Here is a 25,192-nt window from a genome sequence, read left to right on the forward strand (position 1 = left end):
ACTGCCGTACGCGGTTCCAGGGCCACCGTCAAGTGCGCAGCGAATGGCTGCACAGCGGCTTTACGCACTCGCGCCGGGCTCGCGGTTGGCAGCTCCGACGGTGAGACGGGAGGCGTGCGACGGGCGGGCGGTGAGCTGGGAGAGCGGTGCGACGGGAGGGCGAGGCGAGCTACTTGAGCTTCTTGACGTGGGCGGCGACGGCGGCGATCTCGTCGGCGGAGAGCTTGTCGTCGAAGGCCTTCATCTTGGTGCCATAGACGCCGTTGGTGATCGCGGCGACGACCTTGGCCTTGCCGTGGCCCTTCTGCCAGGCGGGGTCGGTGAAGTCGGGGATGTTGCTGGCCTTCATCGCCGGGCTGCCCTTGCCGTCGAGGGCGTGGCAGGCCTTGCAGGACTTCTCGTAGAGCGGCTTGCCGTCGATCTTCGGGTCGGGCTTGGCGGGCTTGTCGGGCTTGTCGGCGGGCTTGGCTGGTTTGTCGGCGGGCTTGGCTGGTTTGTCGGCGGGCGTGGGCGCGGGCTCGCTGGGCTCGGTGGGCGCGGGCTCGGGCGCGGGCTCGACGGGGGCGGGCTTCGGCGCTGGCTTGGCGACCAGCACCTTGCCGCCGGCGAACTTCTTGACCATGTGGAGATACACGAGGTCGAGCTGCTCCTTGCTGGCCTCCATGCCGTTCTCGGAGAGCATGCGGATGATGACGTTCTTGACGTCCTCGGAGGTCTTCGGGGGCTTGGCCTCGACGTCGGCGAGGTCGTGGCACTGCGAGCAGAGGGCCTCGTAGGTCCTGGTGGCGACGGCGTCGTCGAAGGGCGGGAGGTCGCCGCTGCCGCTGTCGTCGCTGTTGACCACGCCCTTGATGTCCTGCTTGATGTCGGCGACGGCGACCTTGCGCTTGTCCTCCTCCTTGCGGCGCTCCTTGACGGACTTCTGGAGGTCGCTGGAGATGGCGATGAGGTAGGCGGTGACGACGTGGAGCTCGCGGTCCTCGAGGGGCTCGGCGAAGCTCGGCTTGCTGGCCATGCGCTCGACGGTGCTCCACCAGCCGGCGGGGCTGCGGGGCTGGCTGAGGATGGTCTTGAGGTCGTGGCAGACGACGCACTTGCTGGCGAGCACCTCGCGGCCGGCGGTGAGGGCCGCGGGGGTGGCGAGCTCGCCCAGCTTGACCTCGGGCGGGAGCTCGGCCTGGGGCAGGAGCTTGGCGACGCGCTCGAGGTTCTCGGCGCTGTAGACCCCGGCGCCGCCGGCCGAATTGGCGAGGCTCAGCTCGCGGAAGGCGAACGGCATCGACAGGGCGGACAGGAGGATCGTGCAGGCGAGCAGGAGGGCGCCGAGCACGGGCATCCACTCCTCGAGGTGACGAAAGAAGCGGAGGATCGAGATCTTCACCAGCAGCAGCACGCCGATGGTGATCGCGAGCAGCATGTGGACGACCGAGCGCGGCGGCAGCTCGACCTGGTACTCCCACAGGCGCGGGACCATCTTCCACATCATCACCAGATAGAGGGCGAGGTAGAGGTAGCCGAGGCCGCGGTGCAGCAGCATCAGCGAGCGCGGGGCGGCGCTCGTGCGCGTGGCCTTGTCGAAGGGATAACCCCACAGGTGGAACATCAAGAACACGGCCGCGAAGCCGACGACCAGGAACAGGAGGCCGAGGATCAGGGTGGGGGCCATGCTGCGAGGACCTTAGCAATGAATGCGGATCAGAAGCGACCGCTGAGGACCAGGCCGCCGAGGGTCGGGGCGACGCGGACGCGGGCAGTGCTGGCAGAACGTGTGGCCTTGCGGTCGCGCAGGCCGTCGACCAGCAGCGCGACGCCGAGGACCAGGCCGGAGAAGCCGGCGATCGCACCGGCGGCGACGATCGTGTTGGCGCGGTCGAGCTTGTCGGCTTTGGCGTTGGCCTTCGTCAGGACGCCGGCGGTCATCGCCCCGAGGCCCGCGACACCGACCCCCATCAGGACGCCGCCGGTGATGACCTCGCCGCGGGCGCGTCGCTCGGCCTGCTTGTGTCGCTCGAGGTCTCGCGGCGAGGCGGCGGGCGCTGGTTCGGGCTCGGGCGGCGTGGTGACCACGGGTGGCGGCGGCTCGGGCGGTGCCGCGGCGGGCTCGGGCGCCGGGGCGACGACAGGCTCGGGGGTGGGGCTCGGGGGTGGGCTCGGGGGTGGGCTCGGGGGCGGGCTCGGGGGCGGGCTCCGGGGTCGCTGCGGGCTTCTTGCCCTTCGGCTTCTTGCCCTTGCTCGGCTCGGGCTTCTTGGTCGCGGCGTCCCAATCCGGCAGCGGGGCGGGCTTCTTCTTCACGTCCCACTCGGGCAGCGGGGCAGGAGCCGCGGCGACCGGCAACGACTGCGCGAGCCAGGCGACGGCGACGAGGGCACCCACGAGGAGGCGAGGGCATCGAGCTGAGATCCGCATGTTCGGTCCGTGAGGCGCCACGAGGCACCACGAGACCACGATCGCGGTTCGCGGCGCAAGCGCGGCGCGGCGGGCTGAATTCGCGCGGTGCGAATGCTGGTGCTTTCAGGCGACCGCGACGCGGAGCGACTGCGAGGCGTCCGCGGGGGCCTGGTCGAGGTCGACACCGTCGCGCTCGCCGGGGATCTGCCGCGGATGGCCGCACAGGGCCCGCGACGCCTGCAGGCCGGCGATCACGGCCGACTCGGCGACGCCGAGGTCGAGGCCGCCGGTGAGCCAGTCGCCGGCGAGCACGAGGTTGTCGAGGCCGCTGTCGTCGGGGCGCAGGCGGTGACGCGCGGCGCCCGGGGGCGTGAGCGTGTGGCGGTCGCTCGGGCTGGTCAGCATCCACGTGTGCTGGGCGGCGAGGCGGTGCTCGCCGGTGCGACCGCCGGTGTCGTGGAGCAGCTCCCAGTTGAGCTCGCGCGAGCTGGCCAGCGAGGCCTCGGGCCACAGGCGGCGAGGATGGCTCTTGAGCCAGGTGTCGATGGTGTCGCGCAGCAGCTCGCGCGAGGGCGCGGGCTCGTGTGCGCCGGGGTCGCGCAGCGGTCCGTCGAGCGCGGCGAGGGTGGCGGGCTGGGCCTCGCGCGGCCAGCCCTCGAGGCTGAGCACGCTCGAGCGATCGGCCCAGCGCGGCAGGCTGACGCCGGGCAGGGTGCCGGCGCTGACGCTGGGGCGCGGGCCGCCGGAGTGGCCACTCGCGTGGCCAACGAGCTGGGCCCAGGTGGGGGTGAGCCACAGCTGGGCGCCGAGGGTGGCGCAGCTGTCGGCGTGCTCGAGGGCCTCCTGCCAGCGCGGCAGCTTGCGCATGAGGTCGCCGCAGATCCGCGGGAGCGCGGGGCCGGGGATGCCGAGGAGGCTCGTACTCGTCGACGCCGGGGTCGAGCTCGACCTGGCGACCGAGGCGGATCGAGACGACGCGCTCGTCGTCGACGCGCAGCTCCTTGACCTTGTGGAAGAAACGGAAGCGGACGCCGCGGCGGCGCAGGACCTGGTAGAGCGGGGCGAACACGGCCTCGCCGAGGTCTGCCTGCGGCGTGTAGTAGAGGGCGCCCTTGTGCGCGAGCAGGACCCGCAGCAGCAGGCGCAGGCCGGCGCCCGCGGCCAGGGCGGGGCGCTCGCGATCGCCGGCGCCGTAGGCCAGCAGCATGTCGTAGAAGCCGGCGATCACCGGCGACTCGAGCGCGCTGGCCTCTGCTCGGCGCCGACGACCAGCGGCTGAGCCCAGGCCCGGCGCTGACGCGAGCTCTGGTGGCCCTCGGGGACGGTGGTGCCGGCCTGGCGCAGGAGCGCGTCGTAGTCGGGCGCGGCGGGGTCGAAGGCGGCGAAGGCGACGACGCCCTGGTTGTGGGCGCGGCGCAGCAGCGCGGGCAGGAGGCTGCGGGCCTGGTCCTGCCACAGCGGGGCGATCGCGGCGTAGTTGGGGTAGAGCGGGTGGAGGCTCGGCAGGCAGTCGAGCACCCAGGGGAGCAAGATCCGGACGTACTCCCAGACGGTCGGCGGCGCGGCGCCCTCGCCCGGGCTGGCGTCGTTGCGCCCGAGCGTGAGCGGCCACAGGCGCGACTGATCGCCCTGACCTGTCCCGAAGAACAGGGTCTCGCTGGGCCGGAAGGCCTCGCGGAAGGTGGCCAGCGGCGCGCCGGCGGGCCGCGCGAGCTCCTTGTAGCAGCGGCGCATCAGGGCGAAGGCGTTGTCGTAGCAGCCCCACCAGAGGTGGTGGCCGAAGCCCTCGCTGCGCAGGTTGGCCTTGACGTTGCGCCCGCTGCGGCCCTTGCCGCCGAGCCGCCAGCCGATCTGGTAGACGGTGATCTCGTAGCGCTCGTGCCAGTCGGGGGCGTCGGTCAGCGCGTAGACAGCAGCGAGCGAGCCGAGCCCGCCACCGAGCACGGCGATCCTTCGCCGCGACCTCGGCCGCGGCGGGACGGAGGAAACAGGTCGGTCGGTCATGAGGGGTGCCGGAGTGTAGCTCGATTTCGAGCCGGCGTGTATAGGGGGCCAGGCGGGCGCTCAGGTGCGTCGGCCGCGCCGGGTCGGCTGTCCTGAGGGACAGGTCGTGCGGCGAGGCTGGCGTGATAGCCTGCGAAGATGCTGCGCGGGACGGTCCTGGCGGTCGCGCTGGTCGGATGTCGCGGGCCCGCGGCGGGCGGGGCGGTGGTTCATGCGCCCGGGGCGGTGACGGCGACGCCGGTGGTGGTCGAGACGCAGCCCGCGGCGCCAGCGACGGCGCCGGTCGAGGCGGCGCCAGTCGAGGTTCCGCCAGTCGAGCCAGCAGCTCCGGTCCCGCCGGTCGTGCCAGCAGCACCGGCGCAGCCGGTCGCGGTGACGGTGAGCTTCGTGCTCGCGCCCGAGGTCGGGCCGGGGCCGCCGACGCTGGCGATCACGGTGCGCAACCCGTCGACCCAGGCGGTGCCGCTGACGCGCTTCGCCGACCCGGCGTGCCTGGTGCGCCATTACCTCGACCTCCGCGTGGTCCGCCCGAACGGGCGCGACCAGGCCCTGGCGGGCTGCGCGGTGAAGGACTGGCCGGGCACCGACGAGTCGCTGGCGGCCGGCGGGGAGCAGCGATATGTGGTGCCCTTCGCGGAGCTGGCCGCAAAGTGGCCGCGCGGGACTTATCGCGTCGATGTCTCGTGGGACCCGGGCGAGCTGGCGCGGGCGCGCGGCGAGGCGGCGGCGGTGCGGGCCTCGCAGAGCTCGCTCAATCTCAGCGAATTCACGATCGCCCGGCCGCTGGCGACGGTCCGGGTCCGGCGCGGGGCGACGGTGACGCTGCCGGACGGGGCGCGCCTGCACTTCAGCGGGCACGGGCACAAGTCGGTGATGGCAGGCCAGAGCTCGCCGCTGATCTTGCGCGGGAGCTTCACGCCGCCGGGAAAGGACCGGGCGACGGAGTTCTCCGTCAATCTACACACCGAGGATACGCGGGTGTTTCGCCTGGCCGAGGTGCTGGTGTTCGAGCTGGTGGATTATGAGTACGACGGCTGGATGCGGCTGCGGTACTTTGGGCGGGTCGCGGCGCCGCGCTGATGAGCGACTGGCTTGGCCAGTCTGTGGCCTGGAATATGGAGTTTCAGGCGGGAATTTTGCTGGCAGGACGAGTACCCGGCGTGGCCATGGTCCACAGGTGAAGGCTGTGTGGTGAACCTGGGAGCGGCCGTCAACCTGCTTCGGTCGTCGAGATCTCGAGCATCTTGCGCCTCGGCCGAGCGAGCGACAGGCAGGGGTGAGCGCGACGCCGGAGCGCGCGGTCAGCTGGGGAACACCAAGACCCTGACCTACGGCCTCGGCGCGGTCTTCGGCGCGGCGCCGTGAGGAAGTGCGGTACCTTCGGGCGTGCGGAGCATCCCGGCATCACGACGATGGCTACTGGCGATGGCGCTGCTGACCGGCGCGTGTGCGCCGGTGGCACGCGCAACCCTGCCGACAACGCCGCCGCGCGGCGCGGTTCGGGTCGACCTCGAGGAGATGAAGGAGTGCCTGCAGTTCCAGCGTCGGGATGCGCCGCGCATCGCTTCGGTCGAGCGCCCGGAGCTCGCCGTGCGGCTGACCGAGCTGCCCCCCGAGGTGCTCCGTGTCGCACGCGCGGCCGAGGTCGACGCCCTGTTGTCGGCGCTCCTGGATTCGCGAGACAGCACGCGCGACCTGGCGATCGCGGCGAAGTTGCACCTGGTGATGCGGCTCTCGTCGCTGGAGATCGACGTCGCGTCGCTGCTCTTTCACACCCAGTGCATCGGCAACCAGATGGATTCGGTGCTGCGGGAGCTCGACCGCCGTCAGCGGTCGCGGGAGGTCGCGCTCACGGTGTCCTCGATCCTGATGGGCGCGGCGGCGGCGACCGCCGGCGGGGTCTGGGAGCTGCGCGGCGGCGGCGGTGATGGTCCGGCGGCGCTCGGCATCGTCGGCGGCGTGACGGCCGCGTCGCTGGGCCTCGCCGCCTTCATACCGGAGCGACGCGCCGTGGTCTTCCCGCACGAGCGCAATCTGTTGGCGCCGATCGCCCGCGGCGAGGACCCGCAGGGGCTCTACCCGAGCTTTGTGTTTCGCATGTTGACGACGTCGCCGGCATCCGGCGGCCCGAGCTCGCGCGAAGAGATCCTCGAGGATTGGCGGATCATCCTCCACGACGCGGTGCCGGTCGCGCAGCGGGGCCTGGCCGAATCGCTGCTGTTTGGCGACGGCGGCGTCTACGATCGGCGCCTGCTCGACGTCCGCGAGCGGATGTTCGACGTGCTCGAGTCGCACGTCAACGCGGTCGACCGCGACCTCGAGCTGCTCTATCGCTTCTCGTCGCGGCTCGTCGCGGTGACCGCGCCAGCCGGCCCCTGAAGCCGTCCGTCGGTCACTGCGGGGTATCGCAGGAGGCCCAGTTGATGATCTGCGTCTTCTCGGCGCCGCTGAGGCCGTCGCCCGATCAATATGGCTTCTCGCCGACCCAGTTCCCGGGCGGATCGTAGTTGCAGACCCAGATCTCCCACGCAGCTCCGCCGAACGGCGAGTTCTCGCTGCACTTCGCCACCCCGCAGCCGAGCCGCTGGCTGTTCGCACACGACCTGCGTGTAGTGCCCACAAACGCCGGAGCAGCCATTCGACGCATAATCGTAGTCCGCCACCTCGGATACCCATGAGCTCACGACATCCGCGGGCTTCGAGTCGCCCGTGCTGGCATACAGGTTCTCGCCGTAATCCCCGCCGCTGTGCTCGAATACGCACTTGTCTGCGTGGGCCTGCGCGACGCCGGCGACCTCGGCCGACCACACCAGCGGTGGGATCGGGCTCGCGGCCGGCGGATCGACGGCCGCGCGGCCGTCGTTGTGCAGCTTCGTGATCCCGGCCATGGCCGCGGGCTCGGCGTCGCCGTTCGGCCCGTCGCTCGTGGGCCCGCTCGCGGACGCGTCGCCCCCCGTCCCAGATCCATCATTGTCCGAGTCCCCCTGCTCGCCGCCACACCCGGCCAGCGCAGCGACGAACAGCACAAACCAGGCGCCGTGAGAACACATGCGCCGCAGCGTCGCACGCGAGACGACCCCGCGGCAAGCAGTCCTCACGCGTGACCCCGCCGCGTCCAGCGGGCCCGGGCCCTGCGCGACGCCGGAGCGCGCGGGTCTCAGGGCACGACCTTGCAGACCCACTGATCGAGGTTCACTGCCGCGTTGTAGCGCGAGCCCGCGGCCGCGACCGCGAGGCCGTCCGCGTACACCGCCACATCATTGAATGTGCTGGACTCCGCGCCGCCGCTGATGGCCGTCAGCAGCGTGTCCGTGCCGTCCGCGGCGACACGCGCGAGCAGGCCCGCGTACACGGTGTTCGGCGAGTACCCGCCGCCCGCCGCGAAGAACTGCGCCCCGTCGGCCGCGATCCCCCACGCGTGCGCTGTCTGCCACGAATCCGCGACGTGTCGCTGCCACGCGATCGTCCCGTCTTTGGCAAATCCGACGAGGTACCAGGTCGAGTTGTCTGAACCCATCTCGTACGTGCTGGCCGCCAGCACCAGCGTCCCGTCGTCCAGCGCTCCCACGGCGCGTCCGATCGTGCCGTCGCCCTCGGGCGCGGACCACGTCCAGGTCGAGACCAGCGTCCCGTCCGCGGTCCAGCGCTGGACCGTCGCCGCGAGGGATATCCCGCCTGCGCCCTGACTGCCCGCCACGATCAGATCGTCGCCGTCGAGCGCCGTCGCGTTCGCCGTCGCCGACATCCCGTTGTCGTACGCCTTCTGCCAGACCTCGGCCCCGGTGGTCGCGTCGAGCCGGCGCACCACCGCCTGGAGCAGCTGTGATGCGCCGATCTGGACGCCCACCACGTATACGGCGTCTCCGATGACCTCGAGGTCGTTGAGGCCGCCCGGCCCGGGCGGCCCCGCTTCTTCGAATGTCCACACCACCCCGCCCGCGTCGTCGTAGCGACGCGCCCAGGCGACCACCGTACCGTCGTTATCCATAGACCCGACGACCACCGCTCCGTCGGCGACCGCCGCCACCCCGTATGCGCTGTCATCCTTACCCATGGGCCCCGCGACGATCCGCTCCCACACCAGCGCGCCATCGGGGGCGAGCCTGCGCACCGCGATGTCCTCGAGCTTCATCGCGTCCTCGTCCGACCCCACCACGTACACGCCGCCGTCCGCCGCCGTGGCGACCCCGTACGCCCGGTCGTCGGCGTGCGCCTGCCCGTCGAACGACACGCACCACTCGGTCACCGGCCCCGGTATGCCGTCAAAGCACCCGTCCTCCGACACGAGGTTGCCGTCGTCGCACACCTCGTCGCCCTGGACCATCCCGTCGCCGCAGAGCGGCTTGAAGCTGGTCGTCTCGCCGCCGCTCGAGCTCTCCGCCGCCGCGCTGGTAGATCCCTCCGTGCTCGCCACGCCCGTCTCACTCGAGGTCGGCACGTCCGAGGTCGCGTCGCCGGTCGTCCCGCCGGTCGTCTCGTCGCCGGTGGTCGTCGACGGCTCGGCGATCTCGTCCGGGGTACACCCGAGGGACCACACGAATACGATGACACCGCGACGTTGCAGCATGGGACCAGCGTGCTCCGACCATCCGCCGATACAAGCAAAAAGCGGCGGCTTGATCGATTCTCTACAGGCCCCCCCGGGACCCGGAGCCGCGGGTCCCTCGTCGCCGCGCGGGATCGGCCGCAGTCGAGCTGGCCCAGGTCGACGAGGGTCGCCTCCTCGAGCGAGCCGACCTGTATCGCCCCAGGTGGGCAAGTGGGGGCGCCGAGGCCGCCTACGGCTCGCCTCCGGACCCTGAATTCGCGCTCGAGAGTATCTGTACAGTGGCCTGGAATATGACCTCGCTCCGACCGACTTCGAGTTTCCGCCGTGCACGTCGGCGGTTTCAGGTTTTGTGGATTGTCGGTCGGTGCGAGGTGAGATGAAGATACTCGCGGCCCGTGATCACCGGGAGATCATGCGGGGCGCCAGGGGCGCGCGTTTACGTGGATATCGGGCGCGGCTATACTCGGCGCGATGTCCGGGGCAAGCCCATCGTCGCCCGCAGCGCGGGTCGAACCGCCCCATCGCTACGCGGCCTTCATCTCGTACCGCCACGTCGAGCCGGACCGACGCTGGGCGCGGTGGTTGCACCGGGCGCTCGAGGCCTACCAAGTCCCACGCGCCCTCGGCCGGGCCCGCGAGCTGCCTCGGCGCATCGGTCGCGTCTTCCGCGACGAGGAGGAGCTCTCCGCTTCGGCTGACCTCAGCGCCGAGATCCGATCCGCGCTCGAGCAATCGCGCTTTCTCGTCGTCGTGTGCTCGCCGCGTACGCCCGCGAGCGTGTGGGTCAACCGGGAGGTCGAGCTGTTCCGCGAGCTCGGCCGACACGATCGCATCCTCGCATTGCTGGTCGAGGGTGAGCCCCGAGACTCGTTCCCCCGCGCGTTGTGTCAGATCCGTCGCGCGATCGTGGATCCAGCGGCGGGTGCGGTGGGGGAGCGCGTCGAGGATGTCGAGCCGCTGGCCGCCGATGTTCGCCCGGGCGCGGGCCGTCGTTCCCAGATCCGTCGTACTGCGGTCCTGCGCCTGATGGCCGCGATTCTTGGGGTTCCGTACGACGACCTGCGGAGGCGCGAGGGGGAACGCCGTGCTCGTCGCCTCACGGCGTTGACGGCGGTTGTCCTCGGCGTCGCGCTCGCCATGTCCGCTCTGGCGATATACGCCCGCGTGCAGCAGAGCCGGGCCGAGCTGAGCGCGCACGAGGCGGCCGTCCAGCGGGACCTGGCCAGGGACAATGCCGCCGAGGCGACGCGCCAGGGCGAACTCGCCAAGGCCAAAGAACGGGAGGCGATCGACCGCCTGTCCCGCTTCTACGAAGCGCAGGGGCGGCAGCTCTTGTTGGACCACTATCCTATCCGGGCGCTGCCTCTACTCGCCGAGGCCTATCAAACGGCTGGCACTGCGATGCCAGCGATCACGGCGCTCTCGGCCGCGCCCGCGGCCGCCCCGCGGCTCGGCCTCGCTATCAACCTCGGCGCCACCCTCGACACGGCGGTGGCGATCAAGCCGCCGCCGTTCACCACACCGGGGACGTCATGGCGACGCGGTTGAGCCCGGACGGACGTTCGGATGATCACGGTGACCGAGAACAACTTGCATTCGGCGTTCGACCTCGCCACCGGCCGCCTACTCGCCGCGGCCCAGGCGGCGCCCGGCCGTGACGACTTGCCGTCGGCGCTCTCGGCGGATGCTTCGCGCTGGATTCGCCTGACCCGCGGTGCGGCAAATCAAGCAGTGTTGACATATCACGTGCTCGCGTCTGAGCCGCGCGCAGTGGAGCTGAAGGTGCCGGTTCCCGACGAGGACTTCGATCCTGTGCAATGGGCTGTCATCAGTCCGGACGGCCGGAGTGTCGCAGCTCGCACGTGGCAGGCGTGTGGTGGTGTGGCGGGTTGGCGAGGACGGCCGCATCGTGGCGACCGGTATCCCGGTGCCGCTGGCGACGGTCGTCCATCGCCTGATCTTCGCCCCGGATCGGACCGGTTGATCGTCTTGCGCGGCGAACGCCCGGAGCCCGTCGTTCTCGAGCTGTGGGATACCTCCACGGCGGCCTCCGTGGCTTTGGTCGCCTCGCTTTCGCTTGCCGGAGCGGACGCGCTCAATGTCGGCGTGGATCCGCTGCCGGATGGTCGCCGATGGTTGGTGAGCAACGTGATCGGCGACGGCAAGCAACTCGCCCTGTCGCTGCGTTCTCTCGTGGATGCCTCGCAAATCGCCTCGCTGACGTTGCCCGGTGCGCTCGCAGGTCCACGTGTCCCCACGCCCGCGTTTGACGCCCGTGGGGACAATTTCGCGGTGTTTCTCAGCACGGGGGCCCACGTCGTCCGGGCCGATCCGGGGACCGGCTCGCTCACAGCGATGGCGCCGTTCGTGCCGCGAGATCGTCTTGCACACGACGTGGGCCTCTCGGCTGACGCCTCACGCCTGCTCGTGGGCGGCCACCTGGTGGCACTGCCCGAGGGTCGGGAGATCCTGGTTCAGGACTACAGCGCCCCGTTCGACAGTCGCGCAGCGGCGCTGGCACCGGACGGGTCGGCCGCGGCCTTTGTGTCGGGGCGCCGCCACATCAAGGTGGTCGAGGCGGCCGAGCCGGGGCGCGTCCGCCATCTCGATGCCCACGCCGCCGACATTCGCGCCATCACGTTCTCGCCAGATTCCAGGCTGCTGCTGTCGTCCGGGCGGGATGGTGTGGCCCTCGCCTGGGACTGGCGCGCGGCGGCGATGGATGCCGAGTTCAACGTCGAAGCGCGCCTGATGTCGAGCTTTCCGCAGGACGGTCTCATTACGACGGCGCCCCCACTGTTCATCCTTGCCGCGGGGCAGCCGCCGGCTCGTCCACGTCGGCTCGCGGTTCGTCGGCGGGAGCCAAGCGCCACAGCGTGAGCTCACCGTCTGGTCCACGCTCGAGGGGCGGTCCGTCGCTCATGCCGTCCACCCCGGCCACTACGTTTGCGGGGCGGCGTCTGCGGACGGCACGTTGCTCGCGACTGGCGCCAACGACGGGAAGCTCCGGATATGGAACCTTGCCGATGCGACGATCGTCGGCGAATTCGACCTGGCCGCCAGCCTCGAGGATGTCGGTCGTGTGGAGTTCCCGTGCCCCTGGGCGTTCCGCGGCACCACCGACCAGGTGCTGCTCACGGCCGCCGGGGTTGTCGTCCTGGTCAATGCGCGGACGGGGACGTGCTGGCATCGCGCTCCGAACTGCTCCCGGAGGGATCGCGTGATCAGCACTAGCGACGGGTCCAGGGCAGCGCACTTGACCACAGGGGCGATCGAGTTCCTCGGCATCACGGCGGATGGTCGGTTCGATCCCGGCGTGTCGAAGGTCGTCCGTGATCCCGACTTTTCGTCCATCATGCCGGCGGAATTCTCGCCCGACGGGCGTTCGCTCGCGGTTGCCACTGGAGCGGCGCTCCGGCTGTCCGACGCGGCAGGCGGCGCTCCCCGGCTGGCTTCGGGCGCCGACTTTGCAACCGTGAAGGCCATGTCCTTCGCGAGTGACTCCACGTGGATCGCCGTCGCCGGCAACGACGGCGTGGTCCCGCATCATCGCCGCCGCCGATGGCCGGGTCGTGGCGACGCTCGACCGACCGACGGAGCACCGCTCCAACAAGACTGCGATCGAGGAGATGCCCGGGTTCGATATCACGGGAGAAGAGGGCTATTCCCTCGAGGCGGTCCGCTTCGCAATGGGCGACCGGTTGATCGTCACCATCGACCACGACCGCGTCCTCCGCGTGTTCGAACTGGCGTCGCGATCGCTGATTCAGCAATCAGAGGTGATCGGCACCACAACGAACATGCCGATGGCGCTCGAGTGGATACCGGGCGACGCCTCCGATTCCGGCACACTCGTCGTTATGCGCTCGGAAGGCACACTGCAGACCCTCCGCCTCCGCGCCGAATCGCGTGGATCGGCGTCGCTTCAACGGTTTGTCCTCGACCATTCTCCGTATCGGCTCGACGACGGTCAGGTTGTCGAGTCGCGATGACGGCCGGCCTGCGACTGAAGTCTCAGGGCCAGGCGCCGAGGATCGCGCCCATGAGCGTGAATGTCACGACGTGATAGCCGGCGTCGATCGCCAGCAGTCGACGTGGTCGGCGCTCGAACAGAAAGGTGGTGGTGAGCGCCGGGGCGACCCAGCCAGCCCGATCAGCAGGCCGGCGACTGCGCCCGCGACCACGTCCGCGTGGGGGTCGACGAACATCGTCAGGACGAGGGCCTCGAGCATTGCGCAGGCGAAGGCGCCGGCGAACACCGGCCCGGCGCCGACCAGGTCGGTCTCGCGGAGCCGGCAATCTTGCAGCCACGGTCTCGCGAACAGGGCCGGCGAGTACCACAGGCCGCCGACGAAGAAGCTCGGACCGCGGCCGTGACGACTGCGAAGTGGTCGATCTGGGTCGGGGCCGTTGCGAGATCCATGGGTACCTCGCGGCTGTCCTAGCGCGGCGCGGCGCGGGCGTGCTTGGAGAATTTTACCCGGACACAAACAGATGATTCCGGATCGGGAGCGGGCGCGCCAGTAGCCGGAGGGCGTGTCGCCGGCGAAGGCGTGAAACTCGGCGATCAGGTGGGCCTGATCGCTGTAGCCAAGTCGTGGGCCAGATCGGCCCAGCGCGGGGCCGGCCCGCTGCAGCGCCTGGATGACGCCGTGGGAAGCGCAGCACACGGGACAGCAGCTTGGGGGCCAGCCCGACCTGCTGCTTGCACAGGTGGATCAGGTGCTTCTGCGACACGCCGAGGCCGCGGGCGAAGCCGGCGACGCTGACGTCGCCGGGGCCGCGGCGAGGCGCAGGGCCCACGCCTCGATCCGCGGGTCGCGGCCGGCGAGGTCGAGGCGTCGCAGCAGCAGGGCCTCGACGGCCTCCACCCGCGCGAGGCCCCAGGGCGCCGCGAGCAGGCGCTCGTGCAGCTCGAGCGCGAGGCCGGGGTCGACCTGGGCGAGCTCGACGACGAGGTCGGTGAATTCGCAGAGCGGGCGGCGCAGCAGCGCGTGGGCGCCACCCGGGCGGAAGCGGATGCCGACGAGGTCGGTGTCCTGCTCGCCGGCGATGACGAGGAAGGACCGCTGCATGCCGGCGATCCAGCTGGCGTGGTAGCGCGTGGCGGGTGGGATCGCCGGGGTCGATGACCCGGTGCGGGGCCCGGAGGTTGACGATCAGCTCGATGACGCCGTTGGGCAGCACCTTCTCGCCCGGGTGCTGCACGGCCCCCGCGTCAGCCAGATCAGGTCGACGCAGCGCGACACCGGGTCGCGCGGGGCCCAGCCGGTGAAGCAGGTCAGGCCGTCGTGGTAGACGACGACCGGGCGGCGGGCGCGCGGGGACGAGCATGCGCGGAGCATATCGGCTTTCGCGGCGAGCCTCAGCGCGGGCCGCGGCCGCCCGGCGGGGCGCCCGCGCGGCGCAGCTGCTGGGTGCCGCGGAGAACGGCGAGTGCTGCACGATGTCGACGCCGTGCTCGTGCCGGAGGGTGCTCTGCTGCATGCGCGTGCCGGAACCACCGTGAACTCGTAGGTCGCGCGCGTGGCGGTCTCGTCGACCTGGCCGTGGCCGGTGATGCTGCGTGAATGCCAGAGTCCGGTCGGCCAGTAGCGCTGGCTGCCGCGCAGGGTGAAGTCGCGGCCGTTGGGGTCGAGGGTGATGGTCTCCGCGCTGTGGAGGAAGGAGATCCCGAATTTACGCAGGCGGGTGGTGTGGAGGACCTCGCCGTGGGGCTTGCATTCGACGGTGGTGATAAAGTGAAAGGGGCCGGCCCAGCGGGCCCAGTTGACCACCGATTCGATCCGCTGGCGATCGATCCACGCCAGCGGGGCGGCGCGGAAGGCCGCCGGGTCGGTGATGGCGAAGTCGAAGTCGCAGCGCCAGCGGCCCTCGCAGGCCCGATAATATGCGTGGTTCGGCAGGTCGCTGAGCACGGGGAATGGACCGTAGCGTTTGTGGCGGATCGGGGCAAGCGGGGCGCTCGCGCGGGGCTATCAGGGGTTTTCCCAGATCTCCGCCTCGCTGTAGCCGAGCTCGGCCAGCTCCGCGGTGCGCAGCTCGGCCTCGTTGGCGCAGAAGAACTCGTCGAGCTGCGGCGGCGCGACCGAGCTGCCCGCGAGCATCGCGTGGACCTGGCCGCGGTGGTGGATCTGATGCTGGAACAGGTGGGCCAGCAGGCGGGTCGCGGGCTCGTGCTGCACGCCCGTGCGGCGCAGGACGGCGACCTCTCGCGATCCAGCAGGTCGTCGCGCAGCTCGCTACAGAGGGCGACCAGGCGGTGGTCGACGGCCTGCTGCGCGCCGGCCAGTGTGGCGCAGTCGCTGAAGGGCTCCTCGGGGTCGAAGTAGGCGCGTGCGGCCGGGTTGACTGGCGCCCCGGAGGCCGCGCTCGAGCGCGTCGACGTAGTACCAGTCGACGGTGACGTTATGGTTGAGGGTGGCCTTGATCGACGGGAAGAAGCTGGTTCGCGGGGCGAGGAACTCGGCCTGCGAGAGGCGGCGCAGCTGGTCAGCAGGCGGTGGTTGGACCAGGCGTTGTTGTAGGCCATCGTGGCGAGGTGATGGGCGAGGGGGGATCGCATGCCGGGACCATAGGTTGGCGGGGCACGCCGGCGCAAGCACACCGGGGCTGTGCTCGCGGCGGCAACGCGGTAGCATCGCGGAATGAACCCTCGCGTGCGCGCCCTGGCGGGCCTCGTGTGGCTGGCGCTCGTGCTTTGCCCGGTGGTCGCGCGCGGCGACGCCTTGCCCGACGGGGAGCTCGTGGGGCAGGTGACCATCACGGCCTCGGCGGAGATCCGCGGCCTGGCACGATTTCCGGAGCACGTATTTTATCTGTTCCCGGTGTATTGCACGACCCCGCTCGCGGCCCTCGACGGCGCCGCGCCGGTGATCCCCGGGCTCTTCACGGCGGACGAATATGCGGACAGGCCCAACTATCTCGAGCTGCACGACGGGCGGCTGGCCGCGTGGATCCCCGAGGAGAGCATCTGCCGGGGGTCGGTGATCTACGCGCTCGCGCGGGAGGTCGCCGCGGGGGTCGAGCTGGGCAAGCTGTCGCTGACGGCGCTGGCGGAGTTCTTCGCCGGCGATCCGCGGCTGCTCCGCGGTGAGTTTGTGTTTCTGGACGACCCTCTGGTCGCCGCGAGGGGCTCGCGGCTGCGCGGGGTTCACGAGGTGATCCGCGTCCTGGGGGTCGATTCGTCGGGGATCTCGATCGTGCTCGACGCCGCGACGTATCGCTTTGTCGACGGCAGCGAGCAGACGCTGAATCTCGGGCATACGCGGCGCCCCGACCTGCCCTTCAAGCCGCTGCGGCCGGAGAAGATCGCCAAGTATGCAGAATCCTATGCCCGGTGGGAGGCCCGGCATCCGCGGGATATGCCGGAGCCCGCGATCGCTTCGCCGCGTCCTCCGGAGATTCCCGTGTCGCCTGGACCTGCGCAGACCCCGGTCGCGAAGGTGGCGCCCGCGACGGTGCCCGCGGGCCCCGTGGGCCCCATGGGTGGGGACGGGGCCGGCGCGAGCGAGCCGTTCGGTCGCGCGTGGGTGCTGGGGATCGCGGTCGGAGTGGCGCTGCTCGGGGGCATCGCGCTTTTGCTGCGCCGGCGTGTCGGTGGTCGAGCCCGCAATGGTTGAGCGAGCGATGCTCGCGTGTGGAGAATATGGGGTCGCGCCGAAGTTGCATTGCAGCGTCTGCGTGATCGTGCAACGGTGGCGTTATGATGAGGGATGCCTCGTGGGTGGGTGACGTGGATACGTCGCTGACAGCGAGGAGGTATTCGCGGTCTGTACGCCGATGTCACCGTATTGCGTGTGCGGCGTAATCTATCTAAGCTTGCGAGCATGGCGGTAGATCTCGAAGAGACCGTGGCGGCGATCGGCTCGCGCTCGCCGCCGACGACCAGCTGCGCTGGGCCGGAGCCCAGCGGCGAGCTGCCGCGGCTGCTGCCGCAGATCGGCAAATACACGCTGCTCGGCGCGCTCGGGCGCGGCGGCATGGGACTGGTCCACAAGGGCTACGACGCGGATCTCGACCGGCCGGTGGCGATCAAGATGTTCCACCGCGACCCCGCCAGGAGCGCAGGTGACTCGCAGGAGACCCAGGCCCGGGCGATGCGTGAGGCCCAGGCGCTGGCCCGGCTGTCGCACCCCAACATCGTCGCGGTGCACGAGGTCGGCAGCCACGAGGGTCAGGTCTTCATCGTGATGGACTACGTCCTCGGCGCGACGCTGCGCGAGTGGCTGACCGCGCGGCCGCCCCTCGCCCGCGTGCTCGAGGTGTTCGTGCAGATCGGCCAGGCGCTGGCGGCGGCCCATCGCGCGGGCATCATCCATCGCGACCTCAAGCCGGACAACGTGGTGGTCGGCGAGGGTGGCCACGCGCAGGTGCTGGACTTCGGGCTGGCGCGCACGGCCGAGGTCATCGCGCTCGAGCACGACGCGAGCGGTCGCGCGGCGACGGGGCGCCACGACAGCACCGGGAGCATCACACTGACCTCGCCGGGCGACCTGGTCGGGACGCCGGCCTACATGGCGCCGGAGCAGCTGCTGCACGAGCGGGCCTGCGAGCGCAGCGACCAGTACGCGTTTTGTGTGTGCCTGCACGAGGCGCTCTACGGGGTCCGGCCCTTCGTCGCCAGCACGGTCGACGGCCTGCGTCTGGCGGTGCTGGCGGGGGAGATCCGGGCCGTCGATCGGCCGCACTACGCGGTGCCCTCGTATCTGCGCGCGGCGATCCTGCGCGGGCTGTGCTTCGAGCGGGAGGGTCGCTTCGCCAGCATGGAGGCGCTGCTGGCGGTGCTGATCGACGGCAAGCGGCGGCGACGACAGCGGCGTCTGCTGGTTGCCGGGCTCGCGCTCGCGGGGTGCGTCGGGGCCTCGGCGGGGGCGCTGTGGCTCGCGGAGGCGGGCGACGGCGGTGGCGAGGTGGCGCGGGTGCGCGGCGGGCCGTGACGGAGCTCGCGAATTCTAGGGCAGGGGGCCGCCCTTGGGGCTGATGTCGATGAAGTTGTGGATGAAGCCGCAGCTCGAGCAGGCGAGCGAATGGACCGGGGCGGCGTGGGTGAAGCCGCCGGCGGGCGAGGTGAAGCGCAGGGTGCTCATGCTGAGGGGGAGCGGCTGGCGGGTGTCGTGGCCGGCGAAGATCGCCACCGGGAGCAGGCTGCCGCCGCACATCACGCAGGCCTTGTGCGCGCCGCTGCGGCGCTGCTCGTGGCGATCGTCCTGGGCGTCGCGGGCCCGGTCCTCGGCGTGCTCGAGGGGCCTCGCGCAGGCGGGCGTTGTCCCGCTCGAGCTCGGCGATCTGCATGGCCATGGCGTCGCGGTCGTCGCGATAACCCATCCCCACGACGATACCAGGAAGTGTTAGGCCTCGCGCACCGTGTCCAGCTTCGTCACTCGCCAGTGCACCCGCGCGGACTGTCGCCTGCGCTTCCCGGTGGCCGCAGACTCGCCGCTCGGCGAGCGTTGCCCGCACTGCGGCGGCGAGACGGTGATCGATGTGCGCTACGACTCGCTCGACGCGCGCGTGCCGGAGACGGCAGCGGCCGCCCGCGGTGCGGGCCCCGCGGTGGCTGCGCTGCTCGACAATGTGCGCAGCCTGCCGAACGTCGGCTCGATGTTTCGCACCGCCGACGGGGCGGGCGTTTCACACATGCACCTGGCCGGCTTCACGCCGACGCCGGCGCACCCGAAGCTGGCCAAGACGGCGCTCGGGGCCGAGGCGACGGTGCCGTGGACGTTGCACCGCGACGGCGCGGCGGCGGCGGCGTGGCTGCGCGACGCGGGGCACCGTCTGTGGGCGCTCGAGGGCGGGCCGGGGGCCGAAGATTTCTTCCCGCGGGCCCTGTCCGAAAGGACAGGTCCACCGATCGTGCTGGTGCTGGGACACGAGGTCTCGGGGGTCGACCCGAAGATCCTCGGCTGCTGCGAGCGGGTGCTGCGGCTGCCGATGCTCGGGCTCAAGGGCTCGCTCAACGTCAGCGTGGCCTTCGGGATCGCCGTGTACGCGCTGCGCTTCGCGTAGTCCGGGCGGTGGCTCGGGCGTGAGGTGGCCGGCGAGATTTGTCGCAAGACCCGGGCCGCTTGTGGCAAGATCGCGCCCGACATGAAGGTCGTCCAGTTCGCCCAGTTCGGAGTCCCCCACGAGGTCGCCACCGTCGTTGATGTGCCCGAGCCGGGCGTGCCCGCGACGGGTGAGGTGGCGGTCGAGCTGCTGTGCAGCCCGATCAACCCGGCCGACCTGCTGCTGCTGGCGGGCAACTATGGCCATCGCCCGACCTTGCCGGCGCGTGGCGGGCTCGAGGGCGTCGGCCGGGTGACGGTGCTCGGCGCCGGGGTCTCGCAGCTCGCGGTCGGTGATCGCGTGCTGCTGCCCGGCGGCTGCTGGGCGGAGCGGATGGTCGCAGCCGCGGCGGGCATGTTCCCGCTGCCCGCGGACGCGCCGAGCGAGCAGCTGGCGATGCTCACCGTCAACCCGCCGACCGCGTGGGGCCTGTTGCACGACTACGTCACGCTGACGCCCGGCGAGTGGGTGATCCAGAACGCGGCCAACTCGGGGGTCGGCACCAACCTCGTCGTCCTCGCCCGCCGCCTCGGCCTGCGGACGATCTCGGTGGTCCGCCGCGAGGAGGCCGGCGCGTCGCTGCGGGCGCTCGGCGGCGATGTGGTGCTGGTCGACGGCCCCGACCTCGCCGAGCGCGCGCGCTTGGCCGTCGGCGCCGGCAAGCTGCGCCTCGGCGTCGACGCGGTCGGCGGCGAGGCCACGGCTCGCCTCGGCGCCGCGCTCGACAACCACGGCGTGGTCGTCAACTACGGCCTGCTGTCGGGGCAAAACCCGCAGCTCGCCGGCCGCGAGCTGGTGTTCCGCGGGGTCAGCCTGGCGGGCTTCTGGCTGGTCCACTGGTTCGGCCGCCACGATCGCGGAGAGATCGCCCGCGTCTACGGACGGCTGGCGGGGCTGCTCGCCGACGGCAGCATCGCCGTGCCGGTCGAGGCCCGCTACCCGCTGTCACGCGCGCGCGAGGCCCTGCTGCACGCCGCCCGCGAGGGCCGCGGCGGCAAGGTCCTGATCGTGCCGGACACCACCCCCGCCACCTGACCCGGAGGACAGACGCCGTGGAGACCGACGACCGCCGCAAACATGAGCGTGTTCCGATCGCGATCGTGGTCCGCTACGCCGACCACGAGGAGCAGGTCGCGGTGATGAGCCGTGACCTCAGCCTCGGGGGTCTGTTCCTCGGCACCGGCACGCCGGCTCCGGCGGCCGCGCTGCTCGACCTGCGCCTGTACTTGCCGGCGCCGCACGGCGAGGTGCTCGCGCAGGGGCGGGTGAAGCACTGCCTGCTCGGCATCGGCATGGGCGTCGAGTTCAGCAGCTTTCGCGGCGACGGTGAGGGGCGCCTGCGGAATTATCTGCAGGCGATCAGCAAGCTCGAGGGTCTGAGCCAGCCATGAGCTTGCCCGTCGTGATCGCCCCGTCGCTGCTGAGCGCCGACTTCGCCCGGCTCGGCGAGGAGGTCGCGGCGCTCGACGCCGCCGGGGCCGACTGGTTGCACGTCGACGTGATGGACGGCCGCTTCGTGCCCAACCTGACGATCGGCCCGCTGGTGGTCGAGGCCCTGCGCCCGCGCACGCGCCGGGTCCTCGACTGCCACCTGATGATCGAGGAGCCCGAGCGCTACGTCGTCGAGTTCGCCCGCGCCGGCGCCGACATCATCACCGTCCACGTCGAGGCGTGCCGTCACCTGCACCGCAACCTGCAGCAGATCCGCGGCCTCACCCACCATGGCGGCGGCCGGGTGCTGGCCGGCGTCAGCCTGAACCCACACACGCCGGTCAGCGCGGTCGCCCACGTGCTCGAGCTCTGCGACCTCGTGCTGGTGATGAGCGTCAACCCGGGCTTCGGCGGGCAGCGCTTCATCCCGCAGGTGCGCCCGAAGGTCCGCGAGCTGCGGGCCCAGATCGACGCTCTGGGCCTCGCCACGCGCCTGCAGGTCGACGGCGGCGTCACGGCCGACAACGTCCACGAGGTCGCGAGCGACGGCGCCGACGCGTTCGTCAGCGGCAGCGGTGTGCTGCGCAGCGAGCAGTTCGGCCGCGACTACCGGGCGGCGATCGCCGCGATGCGGTCCCGCGCCGAGGCGGCCCGGCGACGCTAAATTTGCGATGATGCGGGCAGGCTGACCTGCATCGCCAGCCCAGGCCAGCAGGTTTTGCTGGCATCTTGGCGAGGCGCAGCAACGGTGGCATAAGGGGCCGGCATGCTCAACCGCGCGAAGCTCCTGCCCCTATCCCTCGCCGGCCTCGTCGTCGGCGTAAATCCCGTAATGGCTCAAGACCCCGCGCCCGCGCCCGCGCCCGCGCCTGCGCCTGCGCCCGCGCCGGCAGCGGCTGCACCAGCGCCGGTGGTGGTCCCGAAGGGCACCGTCGGCGGGCAGGCGGCGGCGAGCACCGGCGCGGTCGACCTCGACGACGGCAAGGTCGCGACGGCGGTCGTGCCGGCCGCGGACGTGACCCACGCCACCGAGCTCGAGCTCAGCGCCGGCGGCCTGTTCAACTCCGGCAACGCCCGGTCGGTGGCGATGACCGGCGGCGGCCGCTTCCGCATTCGCCGCCAGAAGCACGAGTTCTCCGCGGGTCTGGTCGGCAACTACGGCCGCGCCTCGCTGCCCGAAGCCGACGGCACGAAGGTGTCGAAGCCGACGGCGACCAACGTGCAGGGCCGCCTGCGTTATGACTTCTTCTTCCACCCGCGGATCTCGTTCTTCGGGATGGCCACGATGCGCCACGACCCCTTCCTCGGCGTCGGAGCCCGTCTGCGCGTCGACCCCGGCTTCGCGTTCTACATCCTGCAGGAGGCCAAGCACCGCCTGTGGGGCGAGGTCGGCTACGACTTCCAGTACGACGTGCGCCGGGTCTATGACCACCGCCAGAACTGCTCCCGCGACGGCATGACCTACAGCTGCTACGCGCTCGCGGTGCAGAACGTCCCGCTCTCGCAGTCGGCGCTGATCGTCGACCGCGCGCTCGCGGTCCACTCGATGCGCCTGTTCGCGGGCTATGTGAACCAGCTCTCCGACGTCGTCACCTTCATGACCGGCCTCGAGTACATCCAGGCCCTCTCGCCGCTCAAGAGCAGCGACGTCGACCCGCCCAAGGTCGGCGACCCGGTGATCGCGCGCACCAAGCTGTGGGTCAACTGGGACGCCGCGCTCAGCGTCAACCTGCGCAAGAACCTGGCCTTCGCCACCACCTTCACGCTGCGCTACGACAACGCGCCGCTGCCCGGCGTGCGTCGCCTCGACACGATCACGGCGGTCAACCTGACCTACCGCTTCTTCTGAGCCAGTGCCTCCCTCAGGACCCCGGCACCGGGCACACCGGCGCCGGCGTGAGCTCCGGGAAGCTGCAGTGGCCCGCGATGCACTCGAGGTCGCCGAGGCAGGCGTCGTAGCTGTCGCACGAGTCGCCCTCGCCGCCGCGGCGGGTGCACGCCGCCAACGCGTCGCCGGTCGGCTCGCCGAACTCGTCGAAGCCGCCGCCGCCCTCGCAGTAGGTGTACGGGATGCAGGTGTAGCCGTTGAGGCAGGCCTGGCCGGGCCCCGGTAGCAGCGTGCACAGCAGCGAGGCCGGGTCGCAGTAGGTGTCGACGCGGTCGCAGGTGTCATTGTTGGGGTCGCAGGGCGCGCCGAGGGTCGGCGGCACGGCGCAGCGCGGCGGCTCGCCCTCGGCCTGGTAGGTGCAGCGGGCCGGCTCGACGCAGGTGGCGAAGGGCACGTCGCACACGTCGCCCTCCTTGAGCTGCTCGACCTCGCGGCACATCGACCCGTCACACTCCACGCCCTCGACGCAGACCTGCCCGAGCGAGCAGTCGCCGCCGGCCTTGACGCGCCTGGTGCAGACGGTGGCCAGGAAGGTGACCGGGTCGCTGGCGCAGAAGGCCTCGGGGACGCAGGCGACCCCGCCGAAGCTGCACGGCTCGCCGATCGCCACCGGGTCGGCGAACACCCGACAGGCGCCGACGCAGCACTGGTCGCTGCAGGTCGGGTCGAAGCCGCAGACGGCATTGCCGGCGCACTCGGCCGAGTTGAGGCAGGGCCCGTTGCGGCCGATCTTGCCGAGGAAGACGCGGTCGCACACCTCCGGCGGGGGCCCCTCGTCGTCGACGCAGCCGCGCTCGCTGATCGCGTGCAGGCAGTCCGCCGCGGCGTCGCGGTCGTAGGCCATGCTGCCGCCCGCCACCGCCCGCACGAGGTAGTCGTACTGCGGGTCGCTCTCGATCTGCTTGGAATCCACGCAGTCGCGCACGCGCTCGTACGCGTGGCACTCGTGCTGCCACTCGCAGAACGCCTCCTCGAGCTCGCGCGGGTAGTCCTCGATGCTCGGCGTGCAGGCCAGCTGCCCGCCCAGGGCCGTGAGCCCGCCGAATACCGAGGTGAAGGTCCACAGGAGGGTCGACTTGCGTTTCGTCATCACATTCCTCTCAAGCACCCGGGACCGGGTCGGCCGGCACCGGGCAGGCCGCGGCGCCGCCGGGCGCCAGGCAGGTGCCCATATTGAACTCGTCGCTGCAAAAATGGTCGCCCGAGCATGGCACCAATTCGAAGTTCGGGTCCGAGTAGCCGCAGGGCTCGCCCTCGTCGGCGACCGGGGTGCAGCGATAACCCTGTGACTCGGAGCAGAAGAAGTCGCCCTTGCACTGGCCGCTGCCCTGGCAGGACTCACCCTTGCCCGGCTTCTGCGCGCAGGTGTTGTTCGCCGCGCAGTAGTTGTCGAAGCGCAGGCACTGCACGCCGCCGCTGGCAGCGTCGCACGGTCCGCCCTCGGCCGAGGGCCGGAAGCACAGCGAGTCGCCGACGTTCTCGTTGTAGCGGCACACGCCCGGCTGCGCGCACTCGCTGTCGCCGTAGCAGCGCTTGCCGGGCGCCTTGGGCTTGACGCAGATCGCCGCGTCGCCGGTGTAGTCGCAGATCGCCCCGTCGGCGCACAGGCCCTGCGCGCACGCCTGGCCGAGCTTCGGCGCCGCCGTGCACACCGTCGGCATGCCGGTGTTCGGGTCGAAGTCGCAGAAAGAATCGGGCTCGCAGCCCGGGCTGGCGCCGGTGCAGGCCTCGCCGATCTTGAGCGGCTCGGGCAGCACCCGGCAGGCGCCCACGCAGCAGGCGTCGACGCAGGTGGGGTCGAAGCCGCAGATCGCCGCCCCGGCGCACTCGCTGGCCGCCAGACACGGCCCGTTGCGGCCCATGCGGCCCGTGAACACCGCGGCGCAGGCGGCCTGACCGGCCTGCTCCGCCTCGCTCAGCACGTGCAGCTGCGCCCACTCGCAGCTGCGGCCGCGCACGTAGTCGAGGCAGACCGCGGCCTGCTCCTCGTCGTAGCCGATGCGCCCGAGCTCGATCGCCTCGCGCATGTAGTCGAGCGGGACGTCGTCCGACGTGCCGACCCCGGAGATCCGCTGCATCGACAGCCTCAGCTCGAGATGGTTGACCGAGGCGCAGCGCTCCTCGACCCCGTACTGCCCGCACGCGACTTGCCACTCGCAGAAGGCCGCCTCGGCGCGCGCGTAGAAGTCGTCGAAGGGGACCTCGGCCAGCGGCTCACCCGTGCCGCCGCTGCTCCCCGTCTCGCCGCCTCCGCCACCCCCGCACGCCGCGAACATCAGCCCCGCCCACAGACCCAGACTCAGGCGCACGTTCATGGCCCCCACGCTACGCAGCCCGCCCGCGGCCGTCAATGCGCCCCGCTGGAGCGTGCCGGGCCACGGGCCACCGCGGCCGACACGTTGGCCGCAGAACGCTGCTCGGCGAGCATCCGCAGCACGCCGGCGTTGAAGCAGGCGGTCGCGTGGCCGAGGGTGCAGGCCTGGTCGAAGCGTTCGCCGGCCGCCTCGGGGCTGCGCGGGCCGCCGCGTCCGTCGCTGGCGAACATGCCGGCGGTGAAGCAGCCGTACGCGTCGCGCCGGGCGCAGGCCTGGTCGTACATCGTCCGCGCCTTGGCGAGGTCGAGCGGCACCAGCTTGCCCTCGGCGTAGATCGCCTCCGCGTTGCGTGCCAGCGACAGCGCCGCCATCCCGCGGGTGTTGCACTCGCCGGCGTCGCAGGTCGGTCCGGTGCTCGTCGTCGGCTGCGGTGGCTGCGAGGGCGCGCGCTCGCAGCCCGCGAGCGCCGTCAGAGCGACCATCCACGAAGCACAGATCGTCGATGGGGCAGGCTTCACGGCGCGTCCTCGCTGCTCGACAGTGCGCGCCTCCTGCGGCCGGCGTCA

26 protein-coding genes and 2 pseudogenes are annotated in these 25,192 nt (G+C 71.4%); 14 read left to right on the forward strand and 14 right to left on the reverse strand.

The window, feature by feature from the left end:
* Positions 1–169: 169 nt before the first annotated feature.
* From IPJ59_RS35295 to IPJ59_RS35305, 3 genes are all read right to left on the reverse strand, one after another.
* Complete coding sequence (locus IPJ59_RS35295; RefSeq protein ID WP_293275606.1) at positions 170–1,666, reverse strand: c-type cytochrome; 1,497 nt, start codon at positions 1,664–1,666, stop codon at positions 170–172.
* 29 nt (positions 1,667–1,695) lie between these two features.
* Positions 1,696–2,067, reverse strand: coding sequence for a hypothetical protein (locus tag IPJ59_RS35300; RefSeq protein ID WP_293275607.1), 372 nt, complete (start codon positions 2,065–2,067; stop codon positions 1,696–1,698).
* Positions 2,068–2,512: 445 nt separating this feature from the next.
* Positions 2,513–3,256: a hypothetical protein gene (locus IPJ59_RS35305; RefSeq protein ID WP_293275608.1), complete on the reverse strand. Its 744-nt coding sequence runs from the start codon at positions 3,254–3,256 to the stop codon at positions 2,513–2,515.
* A 37-nt stretch (positions 3,257–3,293) separates the two neighbouring features.
* Here IPJ59_RS35305 and IPJ59_RS35310 point away from each other — a divergent pair, with 37 nt between their 5' ends.
* A complete protein-coding gene (locus IPJ59_RS35310) occupies positions 3,294–3,668 on the forward strand; it encodes a hypothetical protein (RefSeq protein WP_293275609.1) in 375 nt (124 codons plus the stop codon).
* Here IPJ59_RS35310 and IPJ59_RS35315 read toward each other — a convergent pair.
* Positions 3,614–4,393: an NAD(P)-binding protein gene (locus IPJ59_RS35315; protein ID WP_293275610.1), complete on the reverse strand. Its 780-nt coding sequence runs from the start codon at positions 4,391–4,393 to the stop codon at positions 3,614–3,616. The two genes, IPJ59_RS35310 and IPJ59_RS35315, sit on opposite strands and share 55 nt — an antisense overlap.
* Positions 4,394–4,531: 138 nt before the next feature.
* Here IPJ59_RS35315 and IPJ59_RS35320 point away from each other — a divergent pair, with 138 nt between their 5' ends.
* Both IPJ59_RS35320 and IPJ59_RS35325 read left to right on the forward strand, forming a co-directional pair.
* Positions 4,532–5,473, forward strand: a complete 942-nt coding sequence (locus tag IPJ59_RS35320; protein ID WP_293275611.1) for a hypothetical protein — start codon at positions 4,532–4,534, stop codon at positions 5,471–5,473.
* Between the two features lie 345 nt (positions 5,474–5,818).
* Positions 5,819–6,772, forward strand: a complete 954-nt coding sequence (locus tag IPJ59_RS35325) for a hypothetical protein (protein ID WP_293275612.1) — start codon at positions 5,819–5,821, stop codon at positions 6,770–6,772.
* Here IPJ59_RS35325 and IPJ59_RS35330 read toward each other — a convergent pair.
* Both IPJ59_RS35330 and IPJ59_RS35335 read right to left on the reverse strand, forming a co-directional pair.
* Positions 6,721–7,281, reverse strand: a complete 561-nt coding sequence (locus IPJ59_RS35330) for a CAP domain-containing protein (RefSeq protein WP_293275613.1) — start codon at positions 7,279–7,281, stop codon at positions 6,721–6,723. The genes IPJ59_RS35325 and IPJ59_RS35330 overlap by 52 nt on opposite strands.
* 269 nt (positions 7,282–7,550) lie before the next feature.
* Positions 7,551–8,960, reverse strand: coding sequence for a DUF4215 domain-containing protein (locus IPJ59_RS35335; protein ID WP_293275614.1), 1,410 nt, complete (start codon positions 8,958–8,960; stop codon positions 7,551–7,553).
* A gap of 453 nt (positions 8,961–9,413) precedes the next feature.
* On the opposite strand from IPJ59_RS35335, the gene IPJ59_RS35340 reads away from it, so the two are divergent.
* The 4 genes and pseudogenes from IPJ59_RS35340 to IPJ59_RS35350 all read left to right on the forward strand — a co-directional run bounded on the left by IPJ59_RS35340 (position 9,414) and on the right by IPJ59_RS35350 (position 12,934).
* Entirely contained in the window at positions 9,414–10,490 is a 1,077-nt protein-coding gene (locus IPJ59_RS35340) for a toll/interleukin-1 receptor domain-containing protein (RefSeq protein WP_293275615.1), read from the forward strand.
* A gap of 27 nt (positions 10,491–10,517) precedes the next feature.
* The gene (locus tag IPJ59_RS35345; protein WP_293275616.1) at positions 10,518–11,822 is read left to right on the forward strand and encodes a WD40 repeat domain-containing protein; all 1,305 of its coding nucleotides are present in this window, start codon (positions 10,518–10,520) and stop codon (positions 11,820–11,822) included.
* Positions 11,749–11,949, forward strand: a pseudogene (locus IPJ59_RS38520) (hypothetical protein); the annotation flags it as partial. The gene IPJ59_RS35345 and the pseudogene IPJ59_RS38520, both read left to right, overlap by 74 nt.
* 565 nt (positions 11,950–12,514) lie before the next feature.
* Positions 12,515–12,934 carry a hypothetical protein gene (locus IPJ59_RS35350; protein WP_293275617.1) on the forward strand — a complete coding sequence of 140 codons (420 nt, stop codon included), beginning with the start codon at positions 12,515–12,517 and terminating at the stop codon, positions 12,932–12,934.
* 22 nt (positions 12,935–12,956) lie between these two features.
* On the opposite strand, the gene IPJ59_RS38525 is transcribed toward IPJ59_RS35350, so the two are convergent.
* From IPJ59_RS38525 to IPJ59_RS38530, 4 genes and pseudogenes are all read right to left on the reverse strand, one after another.
* Complete coding sequence (locus IPJ59_RS38525; RefSeq protein ID WP_366524755.1) at positions 12,957–13,283, reverse strand: DUF1761 domain-containing protein; 327 nt, start codon at positions 13,281–13,283, stop codon at positions 12,957–12,959.
* Positions 13,284–13,660: 377 nt separating this feature from the next.
* Positions 13,661–14,059: a DUF6597 domain-containing transcriptional factor gene (locus tag IPJ59_RS35360; protein ID WP_366524761.1), complete on the reverse strand. Its 399-nt coding sequence runs from the start codon at positions 14,057–14,059 to the stop codon at positions 13,661–13,663.
* Positions 14,060–14,101: 42 nt separating this feature from the next.
* On the reverse strand, positions 14,102–14,860 hold the full coding sequence (locus IPJ59_RS35365; protein WP_293275620.1) for a hypothetical protein: 759 nt from the start codon (positions 14,858–14,860) through the stop codon (positions 14,102–14,104).
* Between the two features lie 60 nt (positions 14,861–14,920).
* Positions 14,921–15,507, reverse strand: a pseudogene (locus IPJ59_RS38530) (DinB family protein).
* Between the two features lie 82 nt (positions 15,508–15,589).
* Here IPJ59_RS38530 and IPJ59_RS35375 point away from each other — a divergent pair.
* Entirely contained in the window at positions 15,590–16,564 is a 975-nt protein-coding gene (locus IPJ59_RS35375; protein WP_293275622.1) for a hypothetical protein, read from the forward strand.
* A 207-nt stretch (positions 16,565–16,771) separates the two neighbouring features.
* Positions 16,772–17,881 carry a serine/threonine-protein kinase gene (locus tag IPJ59_RS35380; protein ID WP_293247197.1) on the forward strand — a complete coding sequence of 370 codons (1,110 nt, stop codon included), beginning with the start codon at positions 16,772–16,774 and terminating at the stop codon, positions 17,879–17,881.
* A gap of 15 nt (positions 17,882–17,896) precedes the next feature.
* Here the strand turns inward: IPJ59_RS35380 and IPJ59_RS35385 are convergent, their stop codons facing one another.
* Entirely contained in the window at positions 17,897–18,103 is a 207-nt protein-coding gene (locus IPJ59_RS35385; RefSeq protein WP_293275623.1) for a hypothetical protein, read from the reverse strand.
* Between the two features lie 205 nt (positions 18,104–18,308).
* On the opposite strand from IPJ59_RS35385, the gene IPJ59_RS35390 reads away from it, so the two are divergent.
* The 5 genes from IPJ59_RS35390 (at position 18,309) to IPJ59_RS35410 (ending at position 22,272) form a co-directional block, all read left to right on the forward strand.
* A complete protein-coding gene (locus tag IPJ59_RS35390) occupies positions 18,309–18,953 on the forward strand; it encodes a TrmH family RNA methyltransferase (protein WP_293275624.1) in 645 nt (214 codons plus the stop codon).
* Positions 18,954–19,034: 81 nt separating this feature from the next.
* Positions 19,035–20,027 carry a zinc-dependent alcohol dehydrogenase family protein gene (locus IPJ59_RS35395; protein ID WP_293275625.1) on the forward strand — a complete coding sequence of 331 codons (993 nt, stop codon included), beginning with the start codon at positions 19,035–19,037 and terminating at the stop codon, positions 20,025–20,027.
* Positions 20,028–20,044: 17 nt separating this feature from the next.
* Positions 20,045–20,383, forward strand: a complete 339-nt coding sequence (locus IPJ59_RS35400) for a PilZ domain-containing protein (protein ID WP_293247207.1) — start codon at positions 20,045–20,047, stop codon at positions 20,381–20,383.
* On the forward strand, positions 20,380–21,087 hold the full coding sequence (gene rpe / locus IPJ59_RS35405) for a ribulose-phosphate 3-epimerase (RefSeq protein ID WP_293247210.1): 708 nt from the start codon (positions 20,380–20,382) through the stop codon (positions 21,085–21,087). The genes IPJ59_RS35400 and rpe overlap by 4 nt, the downstream gene beginning before the upstream one ends.
* Before the next feature lie 102 nt (positions 21,088–21,189).
* Entirely contained in the window at positions 21,190–22,272 is a 1,083-nt protein-coding gene (locus tag IPJ59_RS35410) for a DUF481 domain-containing protein (RefSeq protein ID WP_293247213.1), read from the forward strand.
* Between the two features lie 13 nt (positions 22,273–22,285).
* Here the strand turns inward: IPJ59_RS35410 and IPJ59_RS35415 are convergent, their stop codons facing one another.
* The 3 genes from IPJ59_RS35415 to IPJ59_RS35425 are packed head-to-tail and all read right to left on the reverse strand — an operon-like array spanning position 22,286 to position 25,144.
* Positions 22,286–23,401 carry a hypothetical protein gene (locus tag IPJ59_RS35415; RefSeq protein WP_293275626.1) on the reverse strand — a complete coding sequence of 372 codons (1,116 nt, stop codon included), beginning with the start codon at positions 23,399–23,401 and terminating at the stop codon, positions 22,286–22,288.
* A gap of 10 nt (positions 23,402–23,411) precedes the next feature.
* Complete coding sequence (locus IPJ59_RS35420; RefSeq protein ID WP_293247219.1) at positions 23,412–24,626, reverse strand: hypothetical protein; 1,215 nt, start codon at positions 24,624–24,626, stop codon at positions 23,412–23,414.
* A gap of 32 nt (positions 24,627–24,658) precedes the next feature.
* Positions 24,659–25,144, reverse strand: a complete 486-nt coding sequence (locus tag IPJ59_RS35425; RefSeq protein ID WP_293275627.1) for a tetratricopeptide repeat protein — start codon at positions 25,142–25,144, stop codon at positions 24,659–24,661.
* Positions 25,145–25,192 lie beyond the last annotated feature (48 nt).

Origin of the sequence: Nannocystis sp. (genome assembly GCF_016714285.1) — a bacterium.
Taxonomy (GTDB): Bacteria; Myxococcota_A; Polyangia; order Nannocystales; family Nannocystaceae; genus Nannocystis.

Coding starts and splice junctions, on each gene's coding strand:
- IPJ59_RS35340 (WP_293275615.1), top strand. CDS start 9,414: ATGTCCGGGGCAAGCCCATCGTCGCCCGCAGCGCGGGTCGAACCGCCC.
- IPJ59_RS35415 (WP_293275626.1), bottom strand. CDS start 23,401: ATGACGAAACGCAAGTCGACCCTCCTGTGGACCTTCACCTCGGTATTC.
- IPJ59_RS35420 (WP_293247219.1), bottom strand. CDS start 24,626: ATGAACGTGCGCCTGAGTCTGGGTCTGTGGGCGGGGCTGATGTTCGCG.
- IPJ59_RS35380 (WP_293247197.1), top strand. CDS start 16,772: ATGGCGGTAGATCTCGAAGAGACCGTGGCGGCGATCGGCTCGCGCTCG.
- rpe (WP_293247210.1), top strand. CDS start 20,380: ATGAGCTTGCCCGTCGTGATCGCCCCGTCGCTGCTGAGCGCCGACTTC.
- IPJ59_RS35395 (WP_293275625.1), top strand. CDS start 19,035: ATGAAGGTCGTCCAGTTCGCCCAGTTCGGAGTCCCCCACGAGGTCGCC.
- IPJ59_RS35310 (WP_293275609.1), top strand. CDS start 3,294: ATGCCGAGGAGGCTCGTACTCGTCGACGCCGGGGTCGAGCTCGACCTG.
- IPJ59_RS35330 (WP_293275613.1), bottom strand. CDS start 7,281: ATGGCCGGGATCACGAAGCTGCACAACGACGGCCGCGCGGCCGTCGAT.
- IPJ59_RS35320 (WP_293275611.1), top strand. CDS start 4,532: ATGCTGCGCGGGACGGTCCTGGCGGTCGCGCTGGTCGGATGTCGCGGG.
- IPJ59_RS35375 (WP_293275622.1), top strand. CDS start 15,590: ATGAACCCTCGCGTGCGCGCCCTGGCGGGCCTCGTGTGGCTGGCGCTC.
- IPJ59_RS35295 (WP_293275606.1), bottom strand. CDS start 1,666: ATGGCCCCCACCCTGATCCTCGGCCTCCTGTTCCTGGTCGTCGGCTTC.
- IPJ59_RS35305 (WP_293275608.1), bottom strand. CDS start 3,256: ATGCGCAAGCTGCCGCGCTGGCAGGAGGCCCTCGAGCACGCCGACAGC.
- IPJ59_RS35410 (WP_293247213.1), top strand. CDS start 21,190: ATGCTCAACCGCGCGAAGCTCCTGCCCCTATCCCTCGCCGGCCTCGTC.
- IPJ59_RS35325 (WP_293275612.1), top strand. CDS start 5,819: ATGGCGCTGCTGACCGGCGCGTGTGCGCCGGTGGCACGCGCAACCCTG.
- IPJ59_RS35335 (WP_293275614.1), bottom strand. CDS start 8,960: ATGCTGCAACGTCGCGGTGTCATCGTATTCGTGTGGTCCCTCGGGTGT.
- IPJ59_RS35385 (WP_293275623.1), bottom strand. CDS start 18,103: ATGTGCGGCGGCAGCCTGCTCCCGGTGGCGATCTTCGCCGGCCACGAC.
- IPJ59_RS35315 (WP_293275610.1), bottom strand. CDS start 4,393: ATGACCGACCGACCTGTTTCCTCCGTCCCGCCGCGGCCGAGGTCGCGG.